Source organism: Pseudomonas urmiensis (assembly GCF_014268815.2).
Classification (GTDB): Bacteria; Pseudomonadota; Gammaproteobacteria; order Pseudomonadales; family Pseudomonadaceae; genus Aquipseudomonas; species Aquipseudomonas urmiensis.
On sequence record NZ_JABWRE020000001.1, the window covers coordinates 1,871,720 to 1,896,756 of the forward strand.

The window sequence follows — 25,037 nt, forward strand, 5'->3', positions numbered from 1 at the left end:
TCGGGTTTACATCCACCCCAGCCAGGACCAGTAGGTGCTGGCGAACACCAGCAGCAGCGCATAGCCGATCGCCGTGACCCACAGGCCGACCCGGGCAAACTGGCGCGGGGTGAACGTGTCGGTGCCCAGGCAGACCATGTTCTGCGGGGCGTTGATCGGCAAGATGAAGCCAAAGCTGACCACAAAGCCGAGCAACATGGTCATGCCGATGCGGCTGAACTCGCCCGGCAGGGTTTGCAGCACGGCGATCAAGATCGGCAGCAGCGCCGAGGTCAGCGCGGTGGCGCTGGCGAACCCCAGGTGGATGACGATCAAAAACGCGCCGAGCACCGCCAGCACGCCCAGCGAGCCGAGCTGATCCAGACCTGTGTGCTGCACCACTTGCGCGCCCAGCCACTGCCCGGCCTGGGTGGTGAGCAAGGTGGTACCCAGGCTGATGCCGACGCCGAACACGATCACCGTGCCCCACGGGATGCGCGCTTGCACATCCTTCCAGGTCATCACGCCAAAGCGTGGCAGCAACAGCACCACCAGGCCGGCGTAGGTGGTGGTCGTGGTATCGAACGGGTGCAGGCGGCCTTCAGTGGCCCAGGCCAACAGCAATAGCAGCGAGACCACACCCAGGCGCTTTTGCGCGGCGCTCATCGGCCCCAGCTGGGCCAGGCTCTGGCTGACCCCGGCCATGCCGCCGGGCACGCTGTCGCTTTCCGGCGGCAGCAGCTTCAACACCAGCACGATCAGCACCACCGACATGATCAGCGCCCAAGGCGCGCCGGCGATCAGCCAGTCGAGCCACGACACCCGCGCGCCCAGCATCTTGTCCATGAAGCCGATAGTCAGCAGGTTCTGCGCCGCTGCGGTCTGGATACCGACGTTCCAGATACTGGTGCCCTGGGCGACGATGATCATGATTCCGGCAGCGATGTTGGAGCGCGCCGGCACCCCGAATGCGGCGATCACCCCCATCATGATCGGCACCACGCAGGCACTGCGCGCCGTTGCGCTGGGCACCACCAGGCTGAGCAGGACGATGACGATCATCGCCCCGAGCAATACCCGTCGGGTGCTGGCACCGACCTTGGTCAGGGTGACCAGGGCGATGCGTTTGTCCAGCCCGGTATGGGTCATCGCCGCGGCGATGAACAATGCGCCGACCACCAGCGCCAACGCCGGGTTGGCAAAGCCCGACAACGCCATCGACACGCCCGCTGAAGAGCCGTAGCTCAGCGAAGGGTCGGCCAGGGTCGGCGCGGTGCCCAGCAGCACGGCCATCAGCGAGGTGATCATGATCGCGCTGGCTTCGTAGGAAACCGCCTCGGTGATCCACACGATCACGGCAAATACCAGGATCGCCAGCATGCGCTGGCCTGCTACAGGCAAGGTGTCGGGGAACGGCAGGAACAAGACCCCGGCCAACGCCAGGCAGGCGATGATCAGCCCGGGTGGAAAGCGCACAGCAGCAGGCGAGGGCTGCTGTGAGGCATGGTCCGTCATGGTTCGCTCACTGGCTGCAATAAAGGTGCTAGCCAGCATAGCGCGGGTTGCGCGCGGTAAAGCTGCTTCAGGTCATGGGTTGGCTGAGTGGTCAGCGCGACGCGCAAGCCAGCGCCCGAGGAGCCGCTGCGACCTGTCCCGCGAATGGAGCCGCAGCAGCCTAGGGAGGTGTCGCTGCTAGCAGGGCTGGGCCGCCAGACTGTTACTGACCTTGCGCCCCAGCACCAGCACCGTGACAAACCCGCAGCCGACCAGCGCCGTGGCCAAACTCAACAGCACCGAGCTGCCCAGCTGGTCGACGATCTGTCCGCCGAAGAACGAGCCCAGCGCGATAATCACCTGGAACATGGCTACGAACAGCGGCATGCCGCGTTCGACGTCCTTGGGCGCTACGACGAACATCCAAATGCTTGCACAGGCCGGGAACGCGCCGAAGGCGAAGCCCCACAAAGCGATCAGCATCGCAGCGCCAGTCATGCCGGTAGCGAAATACGGGAACAGCGCGGTGCTCACGCCGATCAGCAACGCGACCAGCAACAAGGTGTGGCGCACGCTGCGGTTGGCGGCAAAACCGGCGAAGATATTGCCCAACACCCCGGCCACGCCATACAGCAACAGTAGCGAGCCAATGGTCGGCCCATCGAAGCCGGCACTTTGTTTGAAGAACGGCGCGACATAGGTGTATGCGGCAAAGTGCGCCAGGCCAATCAGCAGCACGGCGATCAAGCCAACCCGCGCTTGTGAGTTGATGAACAATGCTGGCAGGTCACTGATGCGAATCGCCTTGTCGGGGTTGAGCCGCGGCAGCAGGAAGATCTGCGCCAACAGCACCGGTATACCGACCAACGCGGTGACCAGGAAGGTCATGCGCCAGCCCATCAAGCCACTGAGCCAGGTGCCCACCGGCACACCCAGCACGGTGGCCAAGGTCACCCCGACCATGATGATCGAAGTGGCCTGGGCTACGCCGACCCCCTTGGGCGCCAAACGGCCGCTAAGGGCAATTGCCGTTGCCCAGAAACCGCCGATGCTGATGCCCAGTAGTACCCGGCCAAACAGCAGCAGGCTGAAGTCGCTGGCATAGGCCACGACCGCGTTGGCGATGATCATGATCAACGTCAGGCCGATCAGCAGGTAGCGCCGATCCAACGCGCCAATGCCTACCGACAGCAAGGGCGCGGCGAGGGCGGCCATGATGCCGGGCAGGGTAACCATCAGGCCGGCTTGGCCGGCGCTGATGCCCAGGTCGCTGGCGACATCGTTGAGCACCCCCACCGGGAGAAACTCGCTGGTGACCAGGGCAAAGGCGCCCACCGCGACCGAGAGAATCGCCAGCCATTGCTGGCTGACGCTCTGTTGATTATGTTCGAGAAGGCCTTCAGAGGCCTGGTTGACGCTTGGCATTGTGTAGAGTTCCAAGGTGCAAGGTCGCCTGCAGCAGGCGAGAAAACGCAGAAAATTGACGGCGATTATAGGAGCCGGGCTTGTCAGCCGATTAGGCAGGCGGCTCGATAGTAATAATCAGCGCAATCGATGAACCGCCCCGCGCAGAGCGCCCGCAGGCGTGTGTTCAGGAGTCGCTTGTACGCGCAACGCGAGGGGCGATTGGCCGTCACGACGTCAACCGGGCAGCTTCATGTGCAGCAACGGGAACGGCCGCCCTTCACCATCGAGGGGGGAGCGACCAGTCTGAACGAAGCCGTAATGCAGATAAAAACCCACTGCCTGCGGATTTTGCTCGTTGACATCGACGCTCAGTGTTTTGCGCGACTCGCGCACAAAATCGAGCAGGGCACGGCCAGTGCCTTGACCGTGCAGATGCGGATCGATGAAGAGCATTTCCACGTGGTCTTGGTTGAGCCCAATGAAGCCCTGTGGCGAATCTTCGCTATCAACCGCAACCCACAGTTCGACTGCCGGTAAGTAGATATCGCGTAGCTGTGGGAGCAGGGCGTCTATGTCGGACGCTTGCAAAAAAGGGTGGGTTGCGCGAACGGCGCGCAGCCAAATGCTAAGCAGCAGCGGATGGTCCGCAGCATTAGCCTGACGAATGATCATGCAATCATCCTCATTCACTGGATGTCGGAAGCGTGGTGCGCCAGTGCCTGGCGACCGTGGGGGACTCGGCATCGTGTATGCCCGCTTCGCGAATTAACGCCTGGGCGGTGCACTGAAGAGGTGGCCGAAAAAGAAGGGGGTGGTGAATTTACTAAGTGCTTGTTGGGGCGTCAAGGTGCTGCGGCGATGCGCTGGCCCAGTTCAATGCCAGCGCACCGCTCCTGGCGCCGACTATCGAGCACGGGAGCGGGCACTGACAGATCGCGGGAAGGGCTTAAACCTCAGAACGCTACTGGACCTGATGCAATTGAATCAAACTTTTCCACGCTGTCGGGCTCTGCTGAATAACACACCCCATTGAAGGACAACCGCCATGAAGCACACTGATCCCAATCTGGCTGATCGTGAATTGGCAGACAAAGTGCCTCGGCCGATATCTTCAGACCAGGCGCAAAAGGGCGAGCCTTCGCCCGATCCGGTGCTGGAACAGCCAGATCCAGATACCGAAGCGGTAGACAAGGTGATCACGCCGACTTCGATCAAGCAGCAACAGCAGCAGACACTTGAAATCGAGCGGCGCCTGGCTGAAGCAGAGAAGAAAAACCGGCCTTGAGAAGGGGATGTAGGCAAGTGCGGCTCACACGCCCCGCAGCCTACAGTGCATGTACTGACTCTGAGGGTCTGTCCAAATGAAGGTCTTCTGCGCATCATTCACAGCACACGACGAGTCACGACTGCGTGCGCTGGCTGCCTGGTATCAAATGCTCGAAGACTTGCAGCTGCGCATGGAGTGTCCGAACGACTACCACGACCAACTGCTCAGGCACGCGGACGAAATGGATCGATGCGGGCTGGTGAGTTGGCAAGAGTGGCGCGACTTGCGCATCGAGGCCGATCAACACTACCTGCTTGCCATCGCCGGAGCGGATTATTGGCCAAACGCAGGACGGCATGGCTGACAGGCAGCACGCTTAGCGCAAACCCACTGCTGCAGCGCTTGTAGACCGCGAACTGCCGAGATTGCGTGGGTGAAGCGCAGGTTGTGCGTGCGCCTATGCATCAGTCGCACGCACAACCTTAAAGCCGTCGCTCAAGCTGCGCGTTGCTCGTTCTTGAGCAATTTTTTCTGCGCCAGCATCGCCTGGCCCATGCTCTCCAATGCATCTTTGCCCAGTAGCTTTTTCGCGGTTGGGAAAAGCTCGCTCTCTTCTTCCTCGATGTGGTGCTCCAGCAGCTCCTTCATGACCTTCACCCGGCCAGCAAACTCGACGGTGTCGGTGGCGGTGTGGAGCAGGTCGGGGAGTACCAGTGAATCGACGGTGCGGTGTTCTTCCTTGGCCTCGTAATACAACTTCTCTTCTTCTCTGCCGCCGGCTTGCTTGATGGCCGGATAAAGAATCTGCTCTTCAAGCGCGGTATGGATCTGCAGCTCCTGCTCGATGCGTTGGAGCAGTTCGCCGCGCTTCTTGACCGCGCGCTCGGTAGTGGTAGATAGCTCCTCCAGGAGCTTTTTCACGAGCTTGTGATCTTGCGTCAGCAATTCGATAGCGTTCATTCGAAGACCTCATCGCAGGCGGGATAATAGGCATTACCTTCGATGGAGTCCGCACTGAGCGACAGCGTTCAATAGCATTGACGGTTGGCGTTGTGTCACGCACATGTCGGCGGCAAACGAGCTCATCGTTGTCCATTGCCACGCCCTCACGCGCGCTCGCCGCGCAGCCAGCGTTGGTGATAGTGGGCCAATTGGGTCAGACCAAACACCGCCCCCTGGTGCATCACCTCGGCACGCTCACCGAAAAAACGCCGGCTGCGGGTGAACACTGCGAACGGCTCACCGGCAAATGCCCAAGCGAAACACAGCGTTCCCGGCGCTATGCCGGCTTCAGGCTCCGGGCCGGCTACCCCTGTGGTGGCGATAGCGACATTGGCAGTGCTGTCTTTCAAGGCACCGATCGCCATCTCCCAGGCAACGGCTTCGCTGGTCAGTCCGTAGCGCTCGATGGTTTGTGGGCTGACCCCCAGCAGGCGTTGCTTGGCGCTGGGCGAATACACCACATAGCCGCTCTCGAGCACTTCGCCGGTCCCGGGAATCTCGGCCAGCAGGGCCACCATGAAGCCGGCCGTACAGGATTCGGCCGTGGTCAATAGCAGCGCGTTATGCCTGAGGTAGTCGAGTGCGGCCACGACGGTGTCTTTAGGCATCTGAGGTACTCGCCGGTTGTTTAGCGGTGGACGGTAGCCGCCCTGATTTGGTTCACGCCAATCGACGGCAACCGCGTATCGGCAACCGCGTATCTACCCAGTGTATTGCTCGCCAGTAAACCCCGCGCAAGCCCTTAGCGCTGGGGCTAAGGGTTACCGATCACTCTGACTGAACTCCATGAACCAGCGCTGCGTCCCCCGAATGAAGGCACTTCATCCGGCAGCCGCCGGCTGATCATTTGCGAGGGACATGACCATGGAACGCGATCAAGGCTCGGCTGCACCGCCGAGCAGCACCCAGGATCACCTGCACGCCATTACCGATGAAGCAGGGGCCCTGCTCAATGAGGCGAAGACTCAAGGCAATGAGCAGTTCGAGCACTACCGCGACACCGCCGCTGACCAGCTCGACTCACTCAAGCAAGGTGCACGCTCGGCAGCGTCGGCGTTGCAAGGCGGTGATAGCCTGGGGCTCTCCCAGTACTTGGGTCAGGCCGCCGAGTGCATTGGCAGTTTCGCCGAACAAATCCGTCATGAGAGCGCCGAAGACCTGCTGCACCGAGGGTCTCGGTTGGCGCGGGATAATCCGGCGCTGTTTCTCGCCGGCAGCGTGGCGATCGGCTTTGCCTTGTCGCGGTTTCTCCGGGCCAGCGCCAACCCTGCCACAACCAACGCTGCGCCGACTCCCGCCTATGGTGCCAGCGAGCCCTATCAAAGCACGGCTGCGCACCCGGACCACGCCAGCGATGTGTCTACCCACAAACCCTATACCCCAGTCGATCCAGTCGGGATGGGCGCCGGTACGCCAGTGAGCGGCGGACCATTGGAGCGTGATCCGCTCAAAGGAGGTGAATGATGAACAAGGACCCTCTACAGGCGACCCCAGGGTTGCACACCCCCGCTGACGATCCGGTCGGCGTAGGCGGCTTGCTGCGCCAGCTGATGCGCGAAGTCCCCGAGCTGTTCAGCAAGGAACTGGCCCTGGCCAAGGCGGAGTTGCAGCACAACCTCAGTACCTTGAAGGCTGGTACTGCGGCGGTCGCTGCAGGTGCGATGGTGTTATTGGCAGGGCTGATCATCCTGCTGCTGGCCGCAGTGTATGCCCTGGCCATGGTGGTAGCGCCTTGGCTGGCGGCGCTTATCGTCGGCGCCGTGACCGTGATTATCGGCTTCATCATGCTGCAATCGGGCAAGAAACAGTTCGAGCCTTCGCAGCTGACACCTGATCGCACGCTGCATGCCATGCAGCAGGACAAGGATGCGTTGAAGAGGAAAATGCCATGAATAGCTCATTCGAACAGGACACGCAAAAAGACCCTGACGTGCTCGAGCAGGAAATCAATGCCAAGCGCGAACACATCAGCGATCTGGTCGATGCCTTGGAGCAGCGTCTGAGCCCCGGGCAACTGATGGATCAGGTGCTTGCCTACAGCAAGGGCAATGGCGGGGAATTTTTCCATAACCTGGGCACCACGCTGAAGAACAACCCGGTGCCAACCGCCCTTACGGTCCTAGGGCTGGCTTGGCTAGGCCTTAATCAGAATCGCCCGTTCAACCCCGGCCCTGCACAGAACGGACCGGGATTGGGCGAGAAGCTCGGCGAGGCGGTCGACAGTGTAAAAGGCGCCTTGGCCCACGCAGGCGAGGCCTTGCACGATGCCAGCCACAGCATGCGTAGCAAGGCCCATGATCTGCGTGATCGGGTCGGCGAACTGGGCCAAGACGCGCGCGACTCGATGCAGGATTCGGCAGACAGTCTGCGCGGTAGCGCACATCAGCTCGGCGACCAGGCCACGGCCTTGAAGGGGCAATTCGATCATCTGCTCAAGGAACAGCCGTTGGTCCTGGCCGCGCTAGGGATCGCGCTGGGGGCAGCTTTGGGAGCGGCGTTACCCGGCACGCGAAAAGAGGATCAGTTATTTGGCGCCAGCAGTGACCGCTTGACCGAGACCTTGAAGGCCAAGGGTGCTCAAGCCAAGGAGGCTGTCCAGGAGACCGTCAGAGAAGCCACTGCCAAGGACGTACCCAATGCAACGCCCAGAACAGGGGATAGCGACCTTTCCTCAGGCTTGGGCTTCCCGTCATGAGGTTTCACATCTAGCTGCCGCAGACAAACTGTGCGCAACGGCTCGGGGCGCTGCAGCCGCCCCGGTTGCGCTGACCAGAGGAGTATCCCCTGGTTGTTTTGGCACGCGAGCCAACGCACCTGCTCAGGTAGGCAGCGCCGCCCGCAACGCAGCGGTCACGACGATGGCGAACAGCACCACCGGCAGGATCGAATACCGTGAAGCGGCGTAGCCGGTGAGGGCCAGGGCAATCAGGTCCGCTGGGTGGCCAGAGACGAACTTGGGCGCGATTACGGCGATCAGCACGCAGCCGGGTGCGGCGTTGATCACCTGGCTCAGTTGCGGCCCCAAGGTGCGCTTGCGCAACAGCACAAAGCCCAGTGCGCGGGTCAGGTAGGTCACCACGGCCATGCCCAGGATGGTCACCAAGGTGGTCATGTCGATCATGGCTTGGCCCACAAGTAGGCGCTGAGCAAACCCGCCAGGGTGCCCGCGAGCACATACCAGCCGCCGGGAATCATCAGGTAGAACAGCCCCGCAGTGATCAGGCTGAACAACCAGGGCAGGGCGGCGTGTACGCCTTTCCACATGCCCTTGAGCAGCACCAGGAAGATCGCCGCGAAGGCCATGTCCAAGCCATAGCTGTGCAGGTCACCCAGCAGCGGCCCGAGCAGTACGCCGAGGGTGCTGAAACTGACCCAGGTGGTCCACAGGCACAGCGACACGCCCATGAAGTAAGGCAGGCTGAAGCCGCCGCGCTGGCGGGCGTCGGCCAAGCCCATTGCCCAGCTCTCGTCGCACATGAAGAACAGCGCGCCGAGCGCGTTCTTCAGGGGCAGGTGACGCAGGTGTGGCGCCAAGGTCGCGCCCATCAGCAGGTGGCGGCTGTTGACCAGCAGAGTCATGGCGACAATCACCAGCAGCGCTGGCGGCGACGTCCACAGCTCGATGGCGGCGAACTCCGAGCCACCGCCGAAATTGAGCCCGGTCATCAGCGTCACTTCGCCGGCCTTGAGCTGATGCTGCGAAGCTTGCGCGCCGAGCACCAGCGCCAGCGGTATGAAACCCAGCAGGACGGGCAGGGCAGCCAGCGCACCACGGCGCAGTTCGCTGTGCGGCGTGCTTGTGGGGGGATCGTTCAGTAGGGATTCAAGGGTATTCATGGTCACCTCAAGGGAGGGGAATTATTCCAATGAATCGCTGAAATCGGGTTGCGTAGTAGCGCTGTGGGCGTGAGTATTTGGCAGCTGCTACCACTAAATCGTATTCATGGGTTTTATATGCCAATCAAGCTCGACGCCATCGATCGACGCATCCTGCGCGCGCTGCAACGCGACGGCAGGTTGCAAAACCAGGAACTGGCCAAACAAGTCGGCCTCTCCGCTTCGCCATGCCTGCGGCGGGTGCGTTTGCTGGAAGAAGCGGGCGTTATCGAGCGCTATGTGGCATTGGTGGACCCGGCCAAGGTAGCGCTGGGCCTGACCTTGTTCGTCCGCGTCTGGCTCAAGCGCCAGGATCAGGAGACGACTGATGAGTTCGTCGAAGCCGTGCGGCAACTGCCGGAAGTGGTCGAGTGCCATGTAATGGCCGGTGACTGCGATCTGCTGCTGCGGGTAGTGGCAGCGGATCTGGAGGCCTATCGCAGGTTCCAGATCGCCCACCTGACCAGCTTGAGCGTGGTGCAGAACGTCAAGACCGAGGTGCCCATGGAGAAGATCAAGCTGACCACCGAGTTGCCGGTGTGAAGGAAGCTGCCCTGCGATAAACGAGTGTTGTGTGTTCTGATTTAGGCAACAACAAATGCATTTCAGAATATTGGAGTGGGTTCACCTGCTGGCCATACTGGCTGCGTACCGCTCGCAGCGGTGCGGCTCCCGGTTTTACTGGGGATCGCTGCGGACAGTCGGATAAAAACAAAGTGCTCGTCAGCAACCAACCTCCATGCCTGCCATGGATTTGCGATCTGCCCTGGGTACCGAAAGGTGCTCCCTGACAACAACACAACTATTGGGCCGCCGTCGCCGGGGGCTCAGCAGGCAAGGGGACTCACATGCAACACACCGACACACTCGCCATGCGCGAAAACAGCGCGACTTCCGCCACGGTCAAGCTGTACATCTGGGCCGCGATCATCTTGATCGCGGCTGAACTGATCGGCGCTATCAGTATTCCCCTGGGGCCCGGCAAAGTGGTGTTGTTGCCGATGGTCTGGGCGCTGCTGATCGGCGCCGGTATCGGCATCATGAGCCGACGCATGCCAGGCACCATCGGCGTCGACACCGGTGCGCAAGTGCGCGCTGCCTCCATCTTGCAGCCTGCACTGCTGGTGTTCATCGCCAAACTCGGCCTGGTCGTCGGCGGTTCGCTGCCGGTGGTATTCGCCTCGGGCTGGGCGCTGGTGTTTCAGGAATTTGGCCACTTCGTCGGCACGGTGATTCTCGGGTTGCCGGTCGCGTTGCTGCTGGGGATCAAGCGTGAAGCAGTGGGCGCGACCTTCTCGGTCGGCCGCGAGCCAAGCTTGGCTATCATCGGCGAGCGCTACGGCATGGACTCCCCAGAGGGCCGTGGCGTGCTGGCCGAGTACCTCACCGGTACCCTGTTCGGCGCGCTGTTCATCGCTATCGTTGCCGGCTTCATCACCAGCCTGGGGATCTTCCACCCCAATTCGCTGGCCATGGGTTCGGGCATCGGTTCGGGCAGCATGATGGCTGCCGCGGCAGGTGCCATCGCCGCCCAGCAAACGCCGGAAGTGGCCAAGGAAGTCATGGCCCTGGCCGCCGCTGCCAACCTGATCACCACCACCTTGGGCACCTACTTCACCCTGTTCATCTCGCTGCCGCTGGCGGTGTGGGGCTACCGTGTGCTGGAGCCGCTGATCGGCCGCACCACCAAGGCCTCGGTGATCGACCAGGGTCCAAGCAGCAGCGACGTGTCGCTGGAAAGCCACGAGCTGGGCTGGGTCGGTCGCGTCAGCGCCTGGTTTGCCGCAGGTGCCCTGGCGCTGATCGCCAACTACGTCGGCTACCAGGTGTTGTCGCCAGAAGCTTTCGCCGGCATGGCGATCATGATCGGTGCCGTGTTTGCCGGTGAAATGCTGTGCAGCCTGCTGGGCCGGAAAATCCCCGCGGTGTGCACGGTCTCGGTGGTTGCCATGTTCCTGACTTCGCCGCTGTGCCCATGGGCCGCTGAAGTGACCCGCCTGACCAACTCGATCAACATGCTGGCGGTGATCACGCCGATGCTGACGTTCGCCGGTCTGTCGATTGCCAAGGACCTGCCAGCGTTCCGCCGCCTGGGCTGGCGCATTGTGCTGGTATCGTTCCTGGCCAACTTCGGCACCTTCATTGGCGCGGTGCTGATTGCTGAGTTCTTCCACTGACAGCGCGTTAACCGCTAGCCCACGTGCGCGGGCTACCTTAACGGCCGACTTTTGTCGGCCGTTTTGCTATCTGCCATTTGCCAATTGCTGGCGATGCTCGATACCAAGGTCTGCGGCCAGAAGTGTTGCGTGTTAATGGTTAGAAGGTTGCCACGCTTTCCCTGCTGAAGTCGCGCAGTGGGTGGCGGCGCCTGGGCTGGTGTTATCTGTTGAAAGTGTGAGGGTGGATGTTCTGGCCTCTTCGCGGGCAAGCCCGCTCCCACAGGGATAGCGCCGTTTTCAGGGGCGCAGCGGTACCTGTGTGAGATCTATGATTATGGGCAAGCCAATCATTGAATCCTGCCTGCACTGAAGCGTTCTGCACACGATGCTCAGCGCTAGGTTTTGTGGTGTCTTAACCGGCCTCTTCGCGGGCAAGCCCGCTCCCACAGGCACCCCGTTGACCTCGAAGCCAGCGCGCTACCTGTGGGAGCGGGCTTGCCCGCGAAGAGGCCGGGTCAAGCAACACTAAATAGACAATCAAAAGTTGGCTTTAGCTTGCGCCAGATCTCGGTGATTTGCTGGCTGTTGATCTGAGTACGTGCAGGTCCAGCCGACGCTGCGAAAAGCACAGGCATCTACGCAGCAATTTCGGTTGCTTCAAGGAGGGATAGTGAAGATGTCATCAGGGCATGCGCCGCATGCCCTGATGCAGAAGGCTCAGCGAGCCGGCAGGTTCTGTTCGACCAAAGCGGTCCACACGGCAACGCCTGGCTCGATGACCTGGTCGTTGAAATCGTAGTACGGGTTATGCAGGGCCGCCGATGGCTGCTCGCCGTCCACGCCCATCCAGATATAGGCACCCGGGCACGCTTGGAGCATGAAGGCGAAGTCTTCCGAGGCCATCGACGGTTGGCAGCCGAACTGCACCTTGTCTTCACCCAGCGCCAACTGCGCGGCCTGGCTGATGATCTGCGCCTGCTGCACGTGGTTTTCAGTCACCGGGTAGCCGACATTGTAGGTCAGCGCGCCGTGGACGCCGAAGGCGCTCGGCATCTGTGCGACGAACTCGCCAATCAGCTGCTGTACCTTCTCGCGTACCGGCGTTTGCAGGCAGCGCACGGTGCCGCGCAGGGTGGCGGTCTCGGGGATGACGTTGATCGCTTCGCCGGCATTGACCTGGGTCACGCTGATCACCGCGCTGTCCAGTGGCGACAGGCGCCGCGAGGTGATGGTCTGCAAGCCCAGGATCAGCTCTGCGGCGGCGACGATCGGGTCAAAGCCGCGGTCGGGCATGGCGGCGTGGGAGCCTTTGCCGGTCAGGGTGATCTCGAAGGTATCCAGCGAAGCCATCATCGGCCCGGGATTGACCAGCACCTTGCCGGCCGGGACGCCTGGCCAGTTGTGCAGGCCGTAGATCGACTGCATCGGGAACCGCTCGAACAAGCCGTCCTCGATCATCTTCTGCGCGCCACCGAGGTTTTCTTCGGCCGGCTGGAACACGAAATACACGGTGCCGCTGAAGTTGCGCGTTTCGCTCAGGTGGCGTGCCGTGGCCAGCAGGATCGCCGTGTGCCCATCGTGGCCACAGGCATGCATACAACCTTTGTGGTTGGAGCTGTGGCTGCACTGGCCCAGCTCCTGGATCGGCAGCGCGTCCATATCGGCGCGGATGCCGATACTGGGGCCTTCGCCGTTGCGCAGGGTACCGACCACGCCGGTACCGCCCAGGCCGCGATGCACCTCGATGCCGAAGCTGGTCAGCAGCTCGGCGACCTTGTCGCTGGTCTGCACTTCCTGAAAGCCCAGCTCCGGCGCCGAGTGGAACTGACGCCGCCAGCTGGTGGCGTCTTTGATCAAGTTGGCTGAAATGCTCATGTTAGTTACTCCAGGCTCGCGCCGTAGCCAAAGCTTGCGGCGGGAACCGCAGCGGTTTCCACCCAGACGCTTTTCACTTCGCTGTACTCGCGCAGCGCGTCCAGGCCCGAAGAGCGGCCATAACCGCTTTCACCGTAGCCGCCAAAGGGCGAGCTGACATGGATGGTCTTGTAGCCGTTGATCCAGAAGGTACCGGCGCGCACCTGTTTGGCCACGCGGTGGGCACGGCCTACGTCGCGGGTCCAGACGCCACCGGCCAAGCCGAAGCGGCTGTCGTTGGCGATGCGAATGGCATCGGCTTCGTCTTCGAACGGGATGGCAACCACCACCGGGCCGAAGATTTCTTCCTGGGCGCAGTACAGCGCGTTGTTGCCCGCCAGTACGGTCGGGTTGATGTAGTAGCCAGGCTTGGCCGGGATCGGCTCGGCGCCTGCGCCAACCAGGCGGGCGCCATCTTCCAAGGCACGTTCGACCATGTTTTTCACATGGTTGTACTGCTTGGCGTTGTTGATCGGGCCGATCTGGGTGTGTGGGTCGCTCGGGTCGCCAACAGTGAACTGCTGGGCCGCCTTGGCCAGGGCCTGGGTGAACTTGTCGAAGATCGACGCTTGTACCAGCAGGCGCGACCCAGATACGCAGCTTTGCCCGGCACCGGAGAAAATCGCCGCCTGGGCGCCGCGCAGGGCGACCTCAAGGTCAGCGTCGGCGAAGACGATATTGGCCGACTTGCCGCCCAACTCCAGTACCGCAGGGATGCAGCGCTGCGCCGCCGCGACGGCGATGTGGCGGCCAGTAGCAGGCGAGCCGACGAACACCACCTTGCGAATATCGGCCTTGGCGATCAATTGCTGGCCGATGCTGTGGCCGTAGCCGGCCACCACGTTGACCAGGCCCTTGGGCACGCCAGCACGTTCGATCAGCACTGCGACCACCAGCGAGGACAGCGGGGTCAGTTCCGATGGCTTGAGGATGACTGCGTTACCGGCGGCAATCGCCGGGGCGATCTGCCAGCCGCAGGTGAAGATCGGTGCGTTCCACGGGGTGATCTGCAGCACGGTGCCCAGTGGTTCGTAGGTCACGTAGTTGAGGTGCGAGGTTGGCACCGGGATCACTTCGCCATGCAGCTTGTCGGCCCAGCCGGCGTAGTATTCGAACATCTCGGCGACTTTGGCCACTTCGACCTTGGCGTCGCGTATCGGCTTGTTGGCGGTCAGCGATTCGATCAGTGCCAGGTTGTCGGCGTGTTGGCGAATCAGTGCGCCGATCTGGTACATGGCGCGCCCGCGCGCCTGGCCGGTCATGCCCCACCATTGTTGCTGGGCGGCCTTGGCGGCGCTGTCTGCCTGCGCTACCAAGGCCTCGTCAGCGTCAGGGAAGCTCAGCATGAGGCTATCGTCGTGGGCGTTGCGCACCTCTACCGCTTGGCCATGACCTTCGATGAACTCACCGCCCACGTAGCTGGCGATCACTTGCCGATCGCCCCAGAACGGGCGCATCAGTTGGCTGATTGTTTCAGTGCTCATCGGTTATTCCCCACGGCCAAACAAAGCGTTGTCGGTGCGCTGCACGATGCAGCAGAAATCGTCGGAATCAGGCAGGGTCTGGCTGCTCTGTTGCCACAGTTGCGCGACCAGGCGCGACAGTGGCAGGTCAAGGTCCAGGCTGGCGGTCAGGTCGCTGGCCAAGCCGACGTCCTTGCGCATCAGGCCCATGGTGAAGCCTGAGTCATAGGCCTTGTTCAGTACCCAGGTCGGGAACATCACCTGGCTGGCGCCGCTACGGCCGGAGCCGGCGTTCAGGCCTTGCAGCAGTTTCTCGGGATCGACGCCGGCCTTGGCCGCCATGCTGACGGCTTCGGCGGTGCTGATCAGGTGCGCGGCGGCGAGCATGTTGTTGGCGATCTTGGCAACGTTGCCGGCGCCGACACTGCCGATATGCACGCGGGTGCCGCTCATGGCTTCAAGCACCGGCGTGGCCTTGGCGAGGTCGCCAGGTTCGGCCCCGATCACCATCGACATGGTGCCAGTGGCAGCGCCTTTGGGGCCGCCGGAGACCGGTGCGTCGATAAAACCGATGCGCTGCTCGCGCAGGGCCGCGGCCACCTTGCGGCTGGTCTCGGGGGTAGAAGTGGTGGTGTCGATCACCACCAGGCCGGCACGGCCCAGCTCGAGGATGCCGTCATAACCCAGGCACACGGCTTCGACGTGTTCCGCTTTAGGCAGCGACAGGATCAGCACATCGACCGCCGGGATCAGCTCGGCGCATACGCCGACCGATTTCACCCCGAGGTTTTCCGCCTGGGCCAGGGCTGCGCCCGACAGGTCGAAACCACTCACGTCAAAGCCTTTCCCCGCCAGGGTCGCGGCCATGCCACGGCCCATGTTGCCAAGCCCGATCACACCTACTTTCAAAGTCATGGAGATACTCATCCTCGAATATGTGCCCGCATTGGGTGAAGCAACCCCGTCGGGCCGGTGTGCAAGCGCTGCCGACGTCGCCCTGGGCTGATGGGTCGAGTATGGACAGCCCTCTGTGATCGCAGCAATAATCACTGAAATGAAATTCTGTTGCCTTTAGCGCAACACACAGGAGCCTTATGAGCGTCGTCCAGGATCGCCGCATTCTTTACTTCTTCGAGGCCGTCAAGCTGGGCAGCGTGCGCGCCGCCGCCGATTACCTGGACGTGGCGCCGTCGGCGGTCAGCCGGCAGATCGCCCAGCTCGAACAGGAACTCGGTAGCCCGCTGCTGGAACGGCATCGGCGTGGGGTCAAGCCCACGGAGGCGGGCGATCGGGTGCTGCATTACTACCGTCAGCGCCTGTCGCAGCAGGAAGTGTTGCTCGATTCGCTGCAGGCGCTGCGCGGCTTGCAGAGCGGTTCTGTGGTGCTGGCGGCGGGCGAGGGCTTCATCGATGGCTTGGCGGCGCCGCTTAGCCGGTTTTCCGAGCTATATCCGCGCATCGACCTGCAGGTGAACGTGTGCGGCACCAATGAAGTGATTCGCCAGGTGGTCGAGGACGAAGCGCATCTGGGCCTGGTGTTCAACCCGCCAGGCGATCCGAAGATTCGCTCCCATGCCCACACCCAGCAACCGGTGTGCGTGGCCGTCAGCCCCGATCACCCGCTGGCCAAGGAAACCGCGCCGCTACCGCTCAAGGGCCTGGACAACTATCGTTTGGCGCTGCCAGAGGTGTCCTACGGCATTCGCCAGATCGTCACCCTGGCCGAGCATCGCCTGGGCATCACCCTCAAGCCAACGCTGACCTGCGGCACCTTCGCCATGCTCAAGCGCTTTTCGATGTACGGCGGGGTGACCTTGATGCCAACTTTCGTCATGGAAGAAGAGATTCGCAGCGGCCATCTGGTCGCCCTGGCGCTGCAAAGCGAAGTGTTCAGCTCCCCGGAAACCCACTTGATCAGCCGCCTGGGCCGGCAGTTGAGCGTCGGCGCCAGTCGTTTATTGAGCATGCTTTTGCAGGACATGACCGCGTTCAAGGCGCAGCCTTGAACGCATCACTCTGCCAGGTAGTCGCGTGGCGGAGGGGGCAGCTCGGCTAGCAGCTGTTTCAAGCCATCGCTCCATTGCTGGCGAATTTGCCGGTAGTAAGGGTCGTCGCTGGTAATGCGCAAGCGCTCCATGGCCTGCAAGCGGTCTTTGCGATACACCAGCAGATCCAGTGGCATGCCCACCGAGAGGTTGCTGCGGATAGTGGAGTCAAACGAGATCAGGCCGCAGCGAAGCGCCTCATCCAGCGGGGTGCAATAGCTGAGGTTACGATCGAGAATCGGCCTGCCGTACTTGCTCTCGCCCAGTTGCAGGAACGGCGTGTCTGGCGTGGCCTGGAAAAAATTGCCCTGCGCGTAGACGTTGTAGATGCCCATCGGCGCGCCTGCGATCTGCCCGCCGACGATGAACGAGCTGCTCAGCTCGATCTCCTCGGTCAGTACGCTGCGATCGCGCAGCACAACTTCACGCAGGGTTTCGGCGACCAGTACCGTGGCGTCATAGAGCGTGGCGACATTCAGCAGGTGACTGCCAGTGGCGCGGGTCCGTTGTTCGAGCAGGTTGATCACCGATTGCGAGGTGGCCAGATTGCCAGCGGTTTGTAGCACGATCAGCCGATCGCCCGGCACGCTGAACACGAACAGTTTGCCAAAGGTGGAGATCTGGTCGATGCCTGCATTGGTGCGTGAGTCGCTGATGAAAACCAGCCCGTCCGCCAAGTGCATAGCGACGCAGTACGTCATGCTGTTTCCCTTGTTATCTGGATTGGATGATCCCGCCGCGCTCGATGCGACGGGATCTGTTTGTGCAGCGACAGAGGGTTATTGGCGCTGCACCTGGACGTTGGCCATCATCGATTCGACCCCGCCACCACGGCGTACGCCCCTGATCGGGCAGGCATCGAGATAGTCCAGGCCAATCGCCAGCTTCAGGTGCCGTTCCGGTCGGGTCAGCCGGTTGGTGATGTCGAAGCTGTACCAGGCCTGGTCAACCCAGGCTTCGGCCCAGGCGTGGCTGGCCAGGTGGTCTTGGTCCTCGGTGCACAGATAACCGGAGACATAGCGTGCCGGGATACCCAGGCTGCGTGCGCAGGCCAGAAACGCATGGGTATGGTCCTGGCAGACCCCGGCAGCGCCAGCAAAGGCCTCGATGGCCGTGGTGCCCACCGAAGTCGCCCCCGGGCTATACGGCATGTGCTCGGCCAAGGCCTGCATCAGCGCGGTCAGTGCGGCCCGGTCGCGCTGCTCGCCGCAGTGCTGCACCGCGAAGGCTTTGAGGGCATCGCAGGCTTGGGTCAGGTGGCTGCTGCGCAGGAACGGCAAGGGCGACTGACTGCCAGCCTCCCATTCGCAATCCGGGTCGATCTCCACCCGGCCACTGGCCGTGAGGGCGAGGTGGCCATGGGGTTTGTCCAGGGTCAGCACATGCAGGATATTGCCATAGGGGTCGATCTGGCTGTTGACCTTGCAGGGCAGGTCCAGCTGCCATTCGAGAATGCGCTGGCGCTCACTGCTGCGCGGGGTCAGGCGCAGAAACTGGATGCTGTTGCGCACGTCGCTGGCGTAGCTGTAGGTGGTGTCGTGGCGAATGGACAGTTTCATACGACCTCCAGATAGGAGTTATGCACGCTTTGGCCGAGCCGGTTGATGCGCTCGATGAAATCGCTCAGCCACAGGTGCAGGCCGGCTTCGAGGATTTCATCGATTGCGGTGTAGCGCAGGCGGGCATTGAGTTCGGCGGCCATGCGCTGGGCGGCGCGCCCGGTGCTGCCGGGCAACCCTGCGAGGATCAGGTCGAGCTCTTCGATACAGGCGTGCAGCGAACGTGGCACGTCCACCCGCAGCAACAGCAGTTCGGACACCGGACGGGCGCTGGGTGGGGCGCGGTAGATTTCATTGAAGGCTTCATACGAGGTCAGCGCGCGCAACAAGGCGCTCCATTGGTAGTAGCCGCGGGCGGAGTCGTCGCTGACTTCCTCGGAGGCTTCCCCGAACATCTCGTAGCGCGCATCGAGCAGGCGCAGGGTGTTGTCCGCCCGTTCGAGGAAGGTGCCCAGGCGGATGAAGCTGTAGGCGTCGTTGCGCATGATGGTGCCGGAGGTCGCGCCACGGAACAGGTGCGAGCGTTCCTTGACCCAATCGCAGAAATGGCTGATGCCGTAGCGCCCCAGGCCATTGCTGGCAATATTGCGCATCTCGATCCAGGTAGCGTTGATGTTTTCCCACATGTCGGCGGTGATCCGGCCACGCACGGCATGGGCGTTGGTTCGGGCGGCCTGCAGGCAGCAGTAGATGCTGCTGGGGTTGGTCGCATCGAGCGCGAAGAAGTGCAGCATGCGCTCGGTGTCGAGCTCGGTATGCCGCCGGATGTAGTCGTCCAGGGTGCCGGAGGCTAGCAGCGACATGGCCAGCTCGGCGTGGCCATCGCTACGCCCGGCCTGGGGCATCAGCGACAGCGAATAGCTGACCTCGAGCATGCGCGCAAGGTTCTCGGCGCGTTCCAGGTAACGGGACATCCAGTACAGATCGGAAGCGGTTCTTGAGAGCATCGGTCAGTCCTCCACCACCCAGGTGTCCTTGGTGCCGCCGCCCTGCGACGAGTTGACCACCAGCGAGCCTTCTTGCAAGGCGACCCGGGTCAGGCCGCCCGGCACCAGGCGGGTTTCGCTGCCCGACAGGACGAACGGGCGCAGGTCGATGTGGCGTGGCGCGATGCCGTTTTCGACGAAGGTCGGGCAGGTCGACAAGCACAGCGTGGGCTGGGCGATGTAGGCGTGCGGGCGGGCCTTGATGCGGGCCCGAAAATCCTCGATCTGCGCAGCGCTCGCCGCCGGCCCGACCAACATGCCATAGCCACCGGAGCCCTGCGTCTCCTTGACCACCAACTGCGGCAAGTGCGCCAGCACGTGTGACAGGTCCTGCGGCTTGCGGCATTGCCAGGTGGGCACGTTGCGCAGAATCGGCTCCTCGCTGAGGTAGAAGCGGATCATCTCGTCGACATAGGGATAGATCGACTTGTCGTCGGCGACCCCGGTGCCGGCGGCATTGGCCAGGATCACGTTGCCTGCCCGGTAAACGGCAATCAGCCCGGGCACGCCGAGCATCGAGTCGGGGTTGAACGACAAGGGGTCGAGGTACTCATCGTCCAGTCGCCGATAGATCACGTCCACTTGCTGGGGCCCGGCTGTGGTGCGCATGTAGACATGGTCGTCGCGCACGAACAGGTCGGCGCCTTCGACCAGTTCGATGCCCATCTCGCGGGCCAGGAACGCATGCTCGAAGTAGGCGCTGTTGAAGCGCCCCGGGGTGAGCACTACTGCGGTAGGGTTGTCCAGCGGGCTGGCGCTCTTGAGTGTGTCGAGCAGCAGGTTGGGGTAGTGGTCGATGGGCGCGATGCGCTGGGCGGCGAACAGCTCGGGGAACAGGCGCATCATCATCTTGCGGTCTTCGAGCATGTAGCTGACCCCGCTGGGGGTGCGCAGGTTGTCCTCCAGCACGTAGTAGGTGCCATCGCTGTCGCGAACCAGGTCGACCCCGGTGATATGCGCATAGAGGCCGCGATGCAGATGCAGGCCCTGCATGGCGACCTGGTAGCCCTCGTTGGCCAGCACCTGCTCAGGCGGGATGATGCCGGCCTTGAGGATGCGCTGGTCGTGGTAGATGTCCTGCAGGAACAGGTTCAGCGCCTGTACCCGCTGGATGCAGCCGCGCTCGACGGTGCGCCACTCGCTGGCGCGGATGCTGCGGGGGATGATGTCGAACGGGATCAGGCGTTCGGTGTCTTGCTTGTCGCCGTACAGCGTGAAAGTGATACCGGCACGATGAAACAGCAAGTCGGCCTCGCGCCGACGTTGCTCCAGCAGCTCCAGTGGGGTGTTCGCCAGCCAGCGGGCGAAGGCTTGATAATGTGGGCGGCAACTTCCGTTAGCCTCATACATTTCATTGAAAAACGCTCGGGACATACCCACTCCTTGCCACGTCTAGTCGGCATTCTTATCGTCGGCGGCGCTATTGCAGGGCGCTGCAAGTCAGCACTGCAATGACGATGCCGAAACGCTTGGGGCAGGGGTGATAAGTGCAGAACGTGCAACAAACAGCCGATGTGCGCTGTTTGCTATCAAAAAAGCGGACCTATTGAGTGGATTACTGGCCAATGGCCGGGCGTCGCCGGCTTTGCCACGCCTTGGGCATTATTGAAAATGCATCAAAACAGAGCGCGGCGGACGTTGCCTGTGAAGATGACCCTAAGTGGTGCCTGGCCTGAACCAAGATCAGGTCGAACGCCCTTGCTCAGCCCGCACCGCCGCCATGAACGTCTGCATCGCTGACGACTGCACGCGATTGCGCCGGGTAATCAACCCATAAGGCGGCAGGCGCGGCTCAAGCTGGATCGGCAGCACCGCCAGCAAGTGCCGCCCTGGGTAGTCGTCGACCACCGAGCGCGGGGTGATGCCGATCATGTCGGTCTGCTGCAGCAACGACAGCAAGGTCATGATCGAGGTGGTCTCGACGATGCTGCTGGGCAAGTCGATCCGGGCGTTGTGGAACGCCTGGTTGACGATGGTGCGCATCGGGCTTGGATGCTGTTGCAGCACCCAGGTCATTTCCTGCAGCTCGGTCCAGGCGATCTTTTTCACCTTGGCCAGCGGGTGCTGGGCGCCGGTGATCACGCACAGCTCCTCTTCGCCGAGGCTGTCGAACTGCAAATCGTCGGTACGCGCATTGCTCGGGATGCGCCCCAGCACCACATCCAGCTGATCCTGTTGCAGGGCCTGTACCAGGACATCGCTGGTGTCCACCTGCAGGCTCATCGACAGCCGTGGGTGGCTCTGCTTGAGGGTAGCGATGGTACGCGTCAGCAAGCCTGAGGCCAGTGCAGGAATGGCGCCGATGGTGACCCGGCCGAGGTTGCCCGATTCCAGCGCGACCATTTCTTCGCGCATGCCCGACAGCTCGGCGAAGATCATCCGCGCATAGTAGATCAGCGTCTCGCCGAACGGCGTTGCGCGCATACCGCGGGCCAGGCGTTCGAACAGCTCGACGCCGAGCAGGTCCTCGGCTTCGTGGAGCATCTTGGTGGCGGCCGGTTGGGTCATGCCGATCTCTTCGGCGGCGCGGCGCAGCGAGCCGAGTTCGTCCAGGGCCAGCATCAGGCGCAGTTGCCGCAGGCGCAGCCGGCTGTGGATGATGTTGGCGTCGGGGATGCGGGACATGGTCTGGCTCGTGGGCATAGGGGAGGCCAAGATTGACAAGAAATGGAGGAGGGCGCCACCGCCGCGGGGCAGGTGCGCCCTCAAGGCGGTGGCGACTGCAAGGTTATGCCGGGCGCCGGGCCAGCTTGCGCCCGAGCACGCTACGCAGACCGGCGATGGCCTTGGCCAACAGCGGCCAGAACAGCATTACCAGGGCCGCGCTGCTCAGGCTGGCCACCAGTGGGTTGGACCAGAAGATCGCCAACTGCCCGTCGGAGAACAGCATCGACTGGCGGAAGGCGTCCTCGGCCTTGTCGCCCAATACTGCCGCCAGCACCAGCGGGGCGATCGGATAGCCGAGCTTCTTGAACAGATAGCCCAGCGCACCGAAGATCAGCATCAGGCCGACATCGGTCATCGAGTTGTGCACCGAATAGGCACCGATAGCGCAGACCATGATGATGATCGGCGCGATGATCGAAAACGGGATGCGCAGGATCGAGGCGAACAATGGCACCGTGGCCAGCACCACGATCAGGCTGACGACGTTGCCCAGGTACATGCTGGCGATCAGCCCCCAGACGAAGTCGTGCTGTTCGACGAACAGCGTCGGCCCTGGATGCAGCCCCCAGATCATCAGGCCACCGAGCATCACCGCGGCGGTTGCCGAGCCGGGGATGCCCAGCGTCAACATCGGTAGCAGGGCGCTGGTGCCGGCGCTGTGGTCGGCGGTTTCCGGGGCGATCACCCCTTCCACCTCGCCACTGCCAAAGCGCTCGCGGTTTTTCGAGAAGCGCCGCGCCAGGCTGTAGCTCATGAACGAGGCGGCGGTCGGCCCGCCTGGGGTGACGCCCATCCAGCAACCGACCAGCGCACTGCGCAGCCAGGTCAGCCAGTAGCGCGGCAGCTTGGCCCAGGTGCGCAGGATCACCATCGGCGTGATGCGCGCCCGCTCACCACGAAACACCAGCCCTTCCTCCACCGTGCAGAGGATTTCGCCGATGCCGAACAGGCCGATCACCGCCACCTCGAAGCTGAGCCCCGAGAGCAGCCAGGGTTGCTCGAAGGTCAGGCGCAGTTCGCCGGACACGGTGTCCATGCCGACGGCGGCCATGCCGAAGCCGATCATCATCGCTACCAGGGTCTTGAGCGGTGGGTTCTTGCTCAGGCCGATGAAAGTGCAGAACGCCAGCAGATAGACGGCAAAGAACTCCGGTGAGCTGAACTGCAAGGCGAAGCGGGCGATATGGGTCGACAGGAAGGTCAGCAGCAACACCCCGACCAGCGCGCCGAGCAGCGCCGAGGTGAACGCGGCGGTCAGCGCTTCGCCGGCCTGGCCGTTGCGCGCCATCGGGTAGCCGTCGAAGGTGGTCGCCACCGACGACGGTTCGCCGGGTATGTTGAACAGGATCGAGGTGATCGAGCCGCCGAACAACGCCCCCCAGTACATGCACGACAGCAGGATGATCGCCGACACCGGCTCCATGGTGAAGGTCAGCGGCAGCAGCAGCGCCACGCCATTCGGTGCGCCCAGCCCAGGCAGCACGCCGACCAGAATCCCCAGCAGCACGCCGACCACCATCAGGCCTAGGTGATGTGCGCTGAGGATCAGGCTCATGCCTTGCATCAACGAGTCGATTTCACTCATGGCCGCAGCCCTCCCAGCACATTGGCCACGTCACCCAGCAGGCCAGCTGGCAGCGGCACCTTGAACCACAACGCGAAGATCAGGTAGCTGGCCAGTGCGGCGCCGCAGGACACCAGCACCATGGTCAGCCAGCGATGGCCCTGACCTGCGCGCCGTGCGCGCCACATGAACCAGGCGATGAACAGGATCGAGGCCAGGTAGATACCGGTGAACGGTATGGCGGCGACAAAGCCCACGATCGGCAGGAACACCGCCAGCACCTGGCGAAACGCCTGGCGGCCGACGAAGGATTCAGCAACCGCTGGGCGGCGCAGCAATGCCAGCAGCAGATTGCCGAGGCTGGCGCAGCTCAGCAGCAGGCCGATGTAGAAGGGGAAGTAGCCGGCCTCGGGGCCGGCATCGCCCCAGCCGATGCCGATCGCCAGGCTGCCGTGCATGAGGATGGCGCCCAATGCGCCGGTGAACAGGGCAAGGCCGGTTTCCACCCAGCGGGTGGCAACCAGCGGTGTGTCTGAGGGGCTGGACATGGTGCTCTCCCTTGCAAGGTTCACTGGCGCAGCCAGCCGGCATCCTGGAACAGCGGGATGACCCGCTCACGGTCCTGTTCGATGTAGCTGACCAACGCCTGCCCCTCAAGGAAGGTCGGGGCCAGGGCCGAACGCTCGATATAGGCCTTGAACTCCGGGGTCTGGCTGACCTTGCGCAGCAGTTCGACATAGAAACTGCGTTGCGCCTCGCTGATCGCTCCCGGCAGGAACACCGTGCGCGGGAAGCGGTACTGATCGATGCCCAGGCCCTGCTCATGGCAGGTGGGGATGTCGGCCCAGGACTGCTCGGCGGTGACCTTTTCCTGGTAGATCATGCGTTCGTGGCTGAACACGCACAGCGGCCTGACCTGGCCGCCACGCCATTGGCTGAGGCTTTCGGCGGGGTTGTTGAGGTTGGCCGCGATGTGCTTGCCGGCCAACTGGATCGAAGCCTCGCTGCCGCTCTTGAACGGGATGTAGGTGAGCTTGCTGCCGACCTGCTTGCCGATCAGCAGGGCCAGGGTCTGGTCGACATCTTTCGACTGGCTGCCACCAAAGCGCAGCTTGCCGCCATCAGCCAACGCGCCTTTGAACGCTGCGGCATCGGCCCAGGGTGCATCCTGATAGGTCCAGAGAATGAAGTCGTCCTCGGCCACCGCTGCCACTGGCGTGAGGTCGGTCCACTGGTAGCCGAGCTTGGCCACCAGCGGCAACAGGTACACATTGTTGGTGCCGATCACCAGTTTGTGCGCATCGCCCTGGGCCAGCTTCATGTCGAGAAAGGCTTCGGCGCCGTTGCCGCCACCTTTGTTGAGCACCACGGTATTGACGTCCAGCAGCTGATGCTGGCTGATCGCCGACTGGATCAGCCGGGCCAGTTGATCGGTGCCGCCGCCCGGGCCGCCGGCGACCACGATCTCCACGTTCTTCTGGGGTTTCCAGGCCTCGGCGAGGGCGGGCAGGGCGGGGGCGCTGAGCAGGGCGCAGGTGGCCAGGAACGACGACAGGTGACGCGCGTAGGCGTATCGCATGGGTGACCTCTTGTTGTCTTTGTTATGGGTAGCCGCAGTGTGCGAAGGGAACCGATAAGCGTCTATTCAAAGTTAG

At 62.8% G+C, this 25,037-nt stretch carries 26 protein-coding genes; 8 read left to right on the forward strand and 18 right to left on the reverse strand.

Features of this window, described 5'->3' with window-relative positions; translation table 11 throughout:
* Nucleotides 1–6 precede the first annotated feature (6 nt).
* The 3 genes from HU737_RS08275 to HU737_RS08285 all read right to left on the reverse strand — a co-directional run bounded on the left by HU737_RS08275 (nt 7) and on the right by HU737_RS08285 (nt 3,552).
* A complete protein-coding gene (locus HU737_RS08275; RefSeq protein WP_202885247.1) occupies nt 7–1,494 on the reverse strand; it encodes a DASS family sodium-coupled anion symporter in 1,488 nt (495 codons plus the stop codon).
* Between the two features lie 177 nt (nt 1,495–1,671).
* A complete protein-coding gene (locus HU737_RS08280; protein ID WP_186553364.1) occupies nt 1,672–2,898 on the reverse strand; it encodes an MFS transporter in 1,227 nt (408 codons plus the stop codon).
* 216 nt (nt 2,899–3,114) lie between these two features.
* Nucleotides 3,115–3,552, reverse strand: coding sequence for an acetyltransferase (locus HU737_RS08285; protein WP_186553363.1), 438 nt, complete (start codon nt 3,550–3,552; stop codon nt 3,115–3,117).
* A gap of 373 nt (nt 3,553–3,925) precedes the next feature.
* Here HU737_RS08285 and HU737_RS08290 point away from each other — a divergent pair, with 373 nt between their 5' ends.
* Nucleotides 3,926–4,165, forward strand: coding sequence for a hypothetical protein (locus HU737_RS08290; RefSeq protein ID WP_186553362.1), 240 nt, complete (start codon nt 3,926–3,928; stop codon nt 4,163–4,165).
* 76 nt (nt 4,166–4,241) lie between these two features.
* Nucleotides 4,242–4,511, forward strand: a complete 270-nt coding sequence (locus HU737_RS08295; protein WP_186553361.1) for a hypothetical protein — start codon at nt 4,242–4,244, stop codon at nt 4,509–4,511.
* 131 nt (nt 4,512–4,642) lie between these two features.
* Here HU737_RS08295 and HU737_RS08300 read toward each other — a convergent pair whose 3' ends face one another.
* Nucleotides 4,643–5,107 (reverse strand): PA2171 family ribosome-binding persister protein, encoded by a 465-nt coding sequence (locus HU737_RS08300; RefSeq protein ID WP_186553360.1) that lies wholly within the window; start codon nt 5,105–5,107, stop codon nt 4,643–4,645.
* Between the two features lie 146 nt (nt 5,108–5,253).
* Nucleotides 5,254–5,757 (reverse strand): CinA family protein, encoded by a 504-nt coding sequence (locus HU737_RS08305; protein ID WP_186553359.1) that lies wholly within the window; start codon nt 5,755–5,757, stop codon nt 5,254–5,256.
* A gap of 256 nt (nt 5,758–6,013) precedes the next feature.
* On the opposite strand from HU737_RS08305, the gene HU737_RS08310 reads away from it, so the two are divergent.
* Genes HU737_RS08310 through HU737_RS08320 form a run of 3 tightly spaced genes read left to right on the forward strand, consistent with a single transcriptional unit; the run spans nt 6,014 to nt 7,844 of the window.
* Nucleotides 6,014–6,613: a hypothetical protein gene (locus HU737_RS08310; RefSeq protein WP_186553358.1), complete on the forward strand. Its 600-nt coding sequence runs from the start codon at nt 6,014–6,016 to the stop codon at nt 6,611–6,613.
* Nucleotides 6,613–7,041 carry a phage holin family protein gene (locus HU737_RS08315; protein ID WP_186553357.1) on the forward strand — a complete coding sequence of 143 codons (429 nt, stop codon included), beginning with the start codon at nt 6,613–6,615 and terminating at the stop codon, nt 7,039–7,041. Before HU737_RS08310 ends, HU737_RS08315 begins: the two co-directional genes overlap by 1 nt.
* Nucleotides 7,038–7,844, forward strand: a complete 807-nt coding sequence (locus HU737_RS08320) for a DUF3618 domain-containing protein (RefSeq protein WP_186553356.1) — start codon at nt 7,038–7,040, stop codon at nt 7,842–7,844. Before HU737_RS08315 ends, HU737_RS08320 begins: the two co-directional genes overlap by 4 nt.
* Nucleotides 7,845–7,967: 123 nt before the next feature.
* On the opposite strand, the gene HU737_RS08325 is transcribed toward HU737_RS08320, so the two are convergent.
* Together HU737_RS08325 and HU737_RS08330 are read right to left on the reverse strand one after the other, a co-directional pair.
* The gene (locus tag HU737_RS08325; protein ID WP_186553355.1) at nt 7,968–8,270 is read right to left on the reverse strand and encodes an AzlD family protein; all 303 of its coding nucleotides are present in this window, start codon (nt 8,268–8,270) and stop codon (nt 7,968–7,970) included.
* Complete coding sequence (locus HU737_RS08330) at nt 8,267–8,986, reverse strand: AzlC family ABC transporter permease (protein WP_186553354.1); 720 nt, start codon at nt 8,984–8,986, stop codon at nt 8,267–8,269. Before HU737_RS08330 ends, HU737_RS08325 begins: the two co-directional genes overlap by 4 nt.
* Nucleotides 8,987–9,103: 117 nt before the next feature.
* Here HU737_RS08330 and HU737_RS08335 point away from each other — a divergent pair, with 117 nt between their 5' ends.
* Entirely contained in the window at nt 9,104–9,568 is a 465-nt protein-coding gene (locus tag HU737_RS08335; protein ID WP_081742284.1) for an Lrp/AsnC family transcriptional regulator, read from the forward strand.
* Nucleotides 9,569–9,873: 305 nt separating this feature from the next.
* On the forward strand, nt 9,874–11,202 hold the full coding sequence (locus tag HU737_RS08340; RefSeq protein WP_186553353.1) for a DUF3100 domain-containing protein: 1,329 nt from the start codon (nt 9,874–9,876) through the stop codon (nt 11,200–11,202).
* 699 nt (nt 11,203–11,901) lie between these two features.
* On the opposite strand, the gene HU737_RS08345 is transcribed toward HU737_RS08340, so the two are convergent.
* From HU737_RS08345 to HU737_RS08355, 3 genes are read right to left on the reverse strand one after another with little or no spacing between them, the layout of a single operon-like run.
* Nucleotides 11,902–13,059: a M20 aminoacylase family protein gene (locus HU737_RS08345; RefSeq protein WP_186553352.1), complete on the reverse strand. Its 1,158-nt coding sequence runs from the start codon at nt 13,057–13,059 to the stop codon at nt 11,902–11,904.
* 5 nt (nt 13,060–13,064) lie between these two features.
* Nucleotides 13,065–14,582 carry an aldehyde dehydrogenase family protein gene (locus tag HU737_RS08350; protein ID WP_186553351.1) on the reverse strand — a complete coding sequence of 506 codons (1,518 nt, stop codon included), beginning with the start codon at nt 14,580–14,582 and terminating at the stop codon, nt 13,065–13,067.
* 3 nt (nt 14,583–14,585) lie between these two features.
* The gene (locus HU737_RS08355) at nt 14,586–15,476 is read right to left on the reverse strand and encodes an NAD(P)-dependent oxidoreductase (RefSeq protein WP_186553350.1); all 891 of its coding nucleotides are present in this window, start codon (nt 15,474–15,476) and stop codon (nt 14,586–14,588) included.
* 179 nt (nt 15,477–15,655) lie between these two features.
* On the opposite strand from HU737_RS08355, the gene HU737_RS08360 reads away from it, so the two are divergent.
* Nucleotides 15,656–16,567 (forward strand): LysR family transcriptional regulator, encoded by a 912-nt coding sequence (locus HU737_RS08360; protein ID WP_186553349.1) that lies wholly within the window; start codon nt 15,656–15,658, stop codon nt 16,565–16,567.
* Nucleotides 16,568–16,572: 5 nt separating this feature from the next.
* On the opposite strand, the gene HU737_RS08365 is transcribed toward HU737_RS08360, so the two are convergent.
* From HU737_RS08365 to HU737_RS08400, 8 genes are all read right to left on the reverse strand, one after another.
* On the reverse strand, nt 16,573–17,307 hold the full coding sequence (locus HU737_RS08365; RefSeq protein WP_186553348.1) for a proteasome-type protease: 735 nt from the start codon (nt 17,305–17,307) through the stop codon (nt 16,573–16,575).
* Nucleotides 17,308–17,385: 78 nt separating this feature from the next.
* A complete protein-coding gene (locus HU737_RS08370) occupies nt 17,386–18,165 on the reverse strand; it encodes a transglutaminase family protein (protein ID WP_186553347.1) in 780 nt (259 codons plus the stop codon).
* Entirely contained in the window at nt 18,162–19,112 is a 951-nt protein-coding gene (locus HU737_RS08375; RefSeq protein WP_186553346.1) for an alpha-E domain-containing protein, read from the reverse strand. The genes HU737_RS08370 and HU737_RS08375 overlap by 4 nt, the downstream gene beginning before the upstream one ends.
* A gap of 3 nt (nt 19,113–19,115) precedes the next feature.
* Nucleotides 19,116–20,525, reverse strand: a complete 1,410-nt coding sequence (locus HU737_RS08380; protein WP_186553345.1) for a circularly permuted type 2 ATP-grasp protein — start codon at nt 20,523–20,525, stop codon at nt 19,116–19,118.
* Nucleotides 20,526–20,834: 309 nt separating this feature from the next.
* Nucleotides 20,835–21,776, reverse strand: coding sequence for a LysR family transcriptional regulator (locus HU737_RS08385; protein ID WP_186553344.1), 942 nt, complete (start codon nt 21,774–21,776; stop codon nt 20,835–20,837).
* A 103-nt stretch (nt 21,777–21,879) separates the two neighbouring features.
* Nucleotides 21,880–23,403 (reverse strand): tripartite tricarboxylate transporter permease, encoded by a 1,524-nt coding sequence (locus HU737_RS08390; RefSeq protein WP_186553343.1) that lies wholly within the window; start codon nt 23,401–23,403, stop codon nt 21,880–21,882.
* On the reverse strand, nt 23,400–23,930 hold the full coding sequence (locus HU737_RS08395) for a tripartite tricarboxylate transporter TctB family protein (protein ID WP_186553342.1): 531 nt from the start codon (nt 23,928–23,930) through the stop codon (nt 23,400–23,402). Before HU737_RS08395 ends, HU737_RS08390 begins: the two co-directional genes overlap by 4 nt.
* Nucleotides 23,931–23,950: 20 nt before the next feature.
* The gene (locus HU737_RS08400) at nt 23,951–24,961 is read right to left on the reverse strand and encodes a tripartite tricarboxylate transporter substrate binding protein (RefSeq protein WP_186553341.1); all 1,011 of its coding nucleotides are present in this window, start codon (nt 24,959–24,961) and stop codon (nt 23,951–23,953) included.
* Nucleotides 24,962–25,037 lie beyond the last annotated feature (76 nt).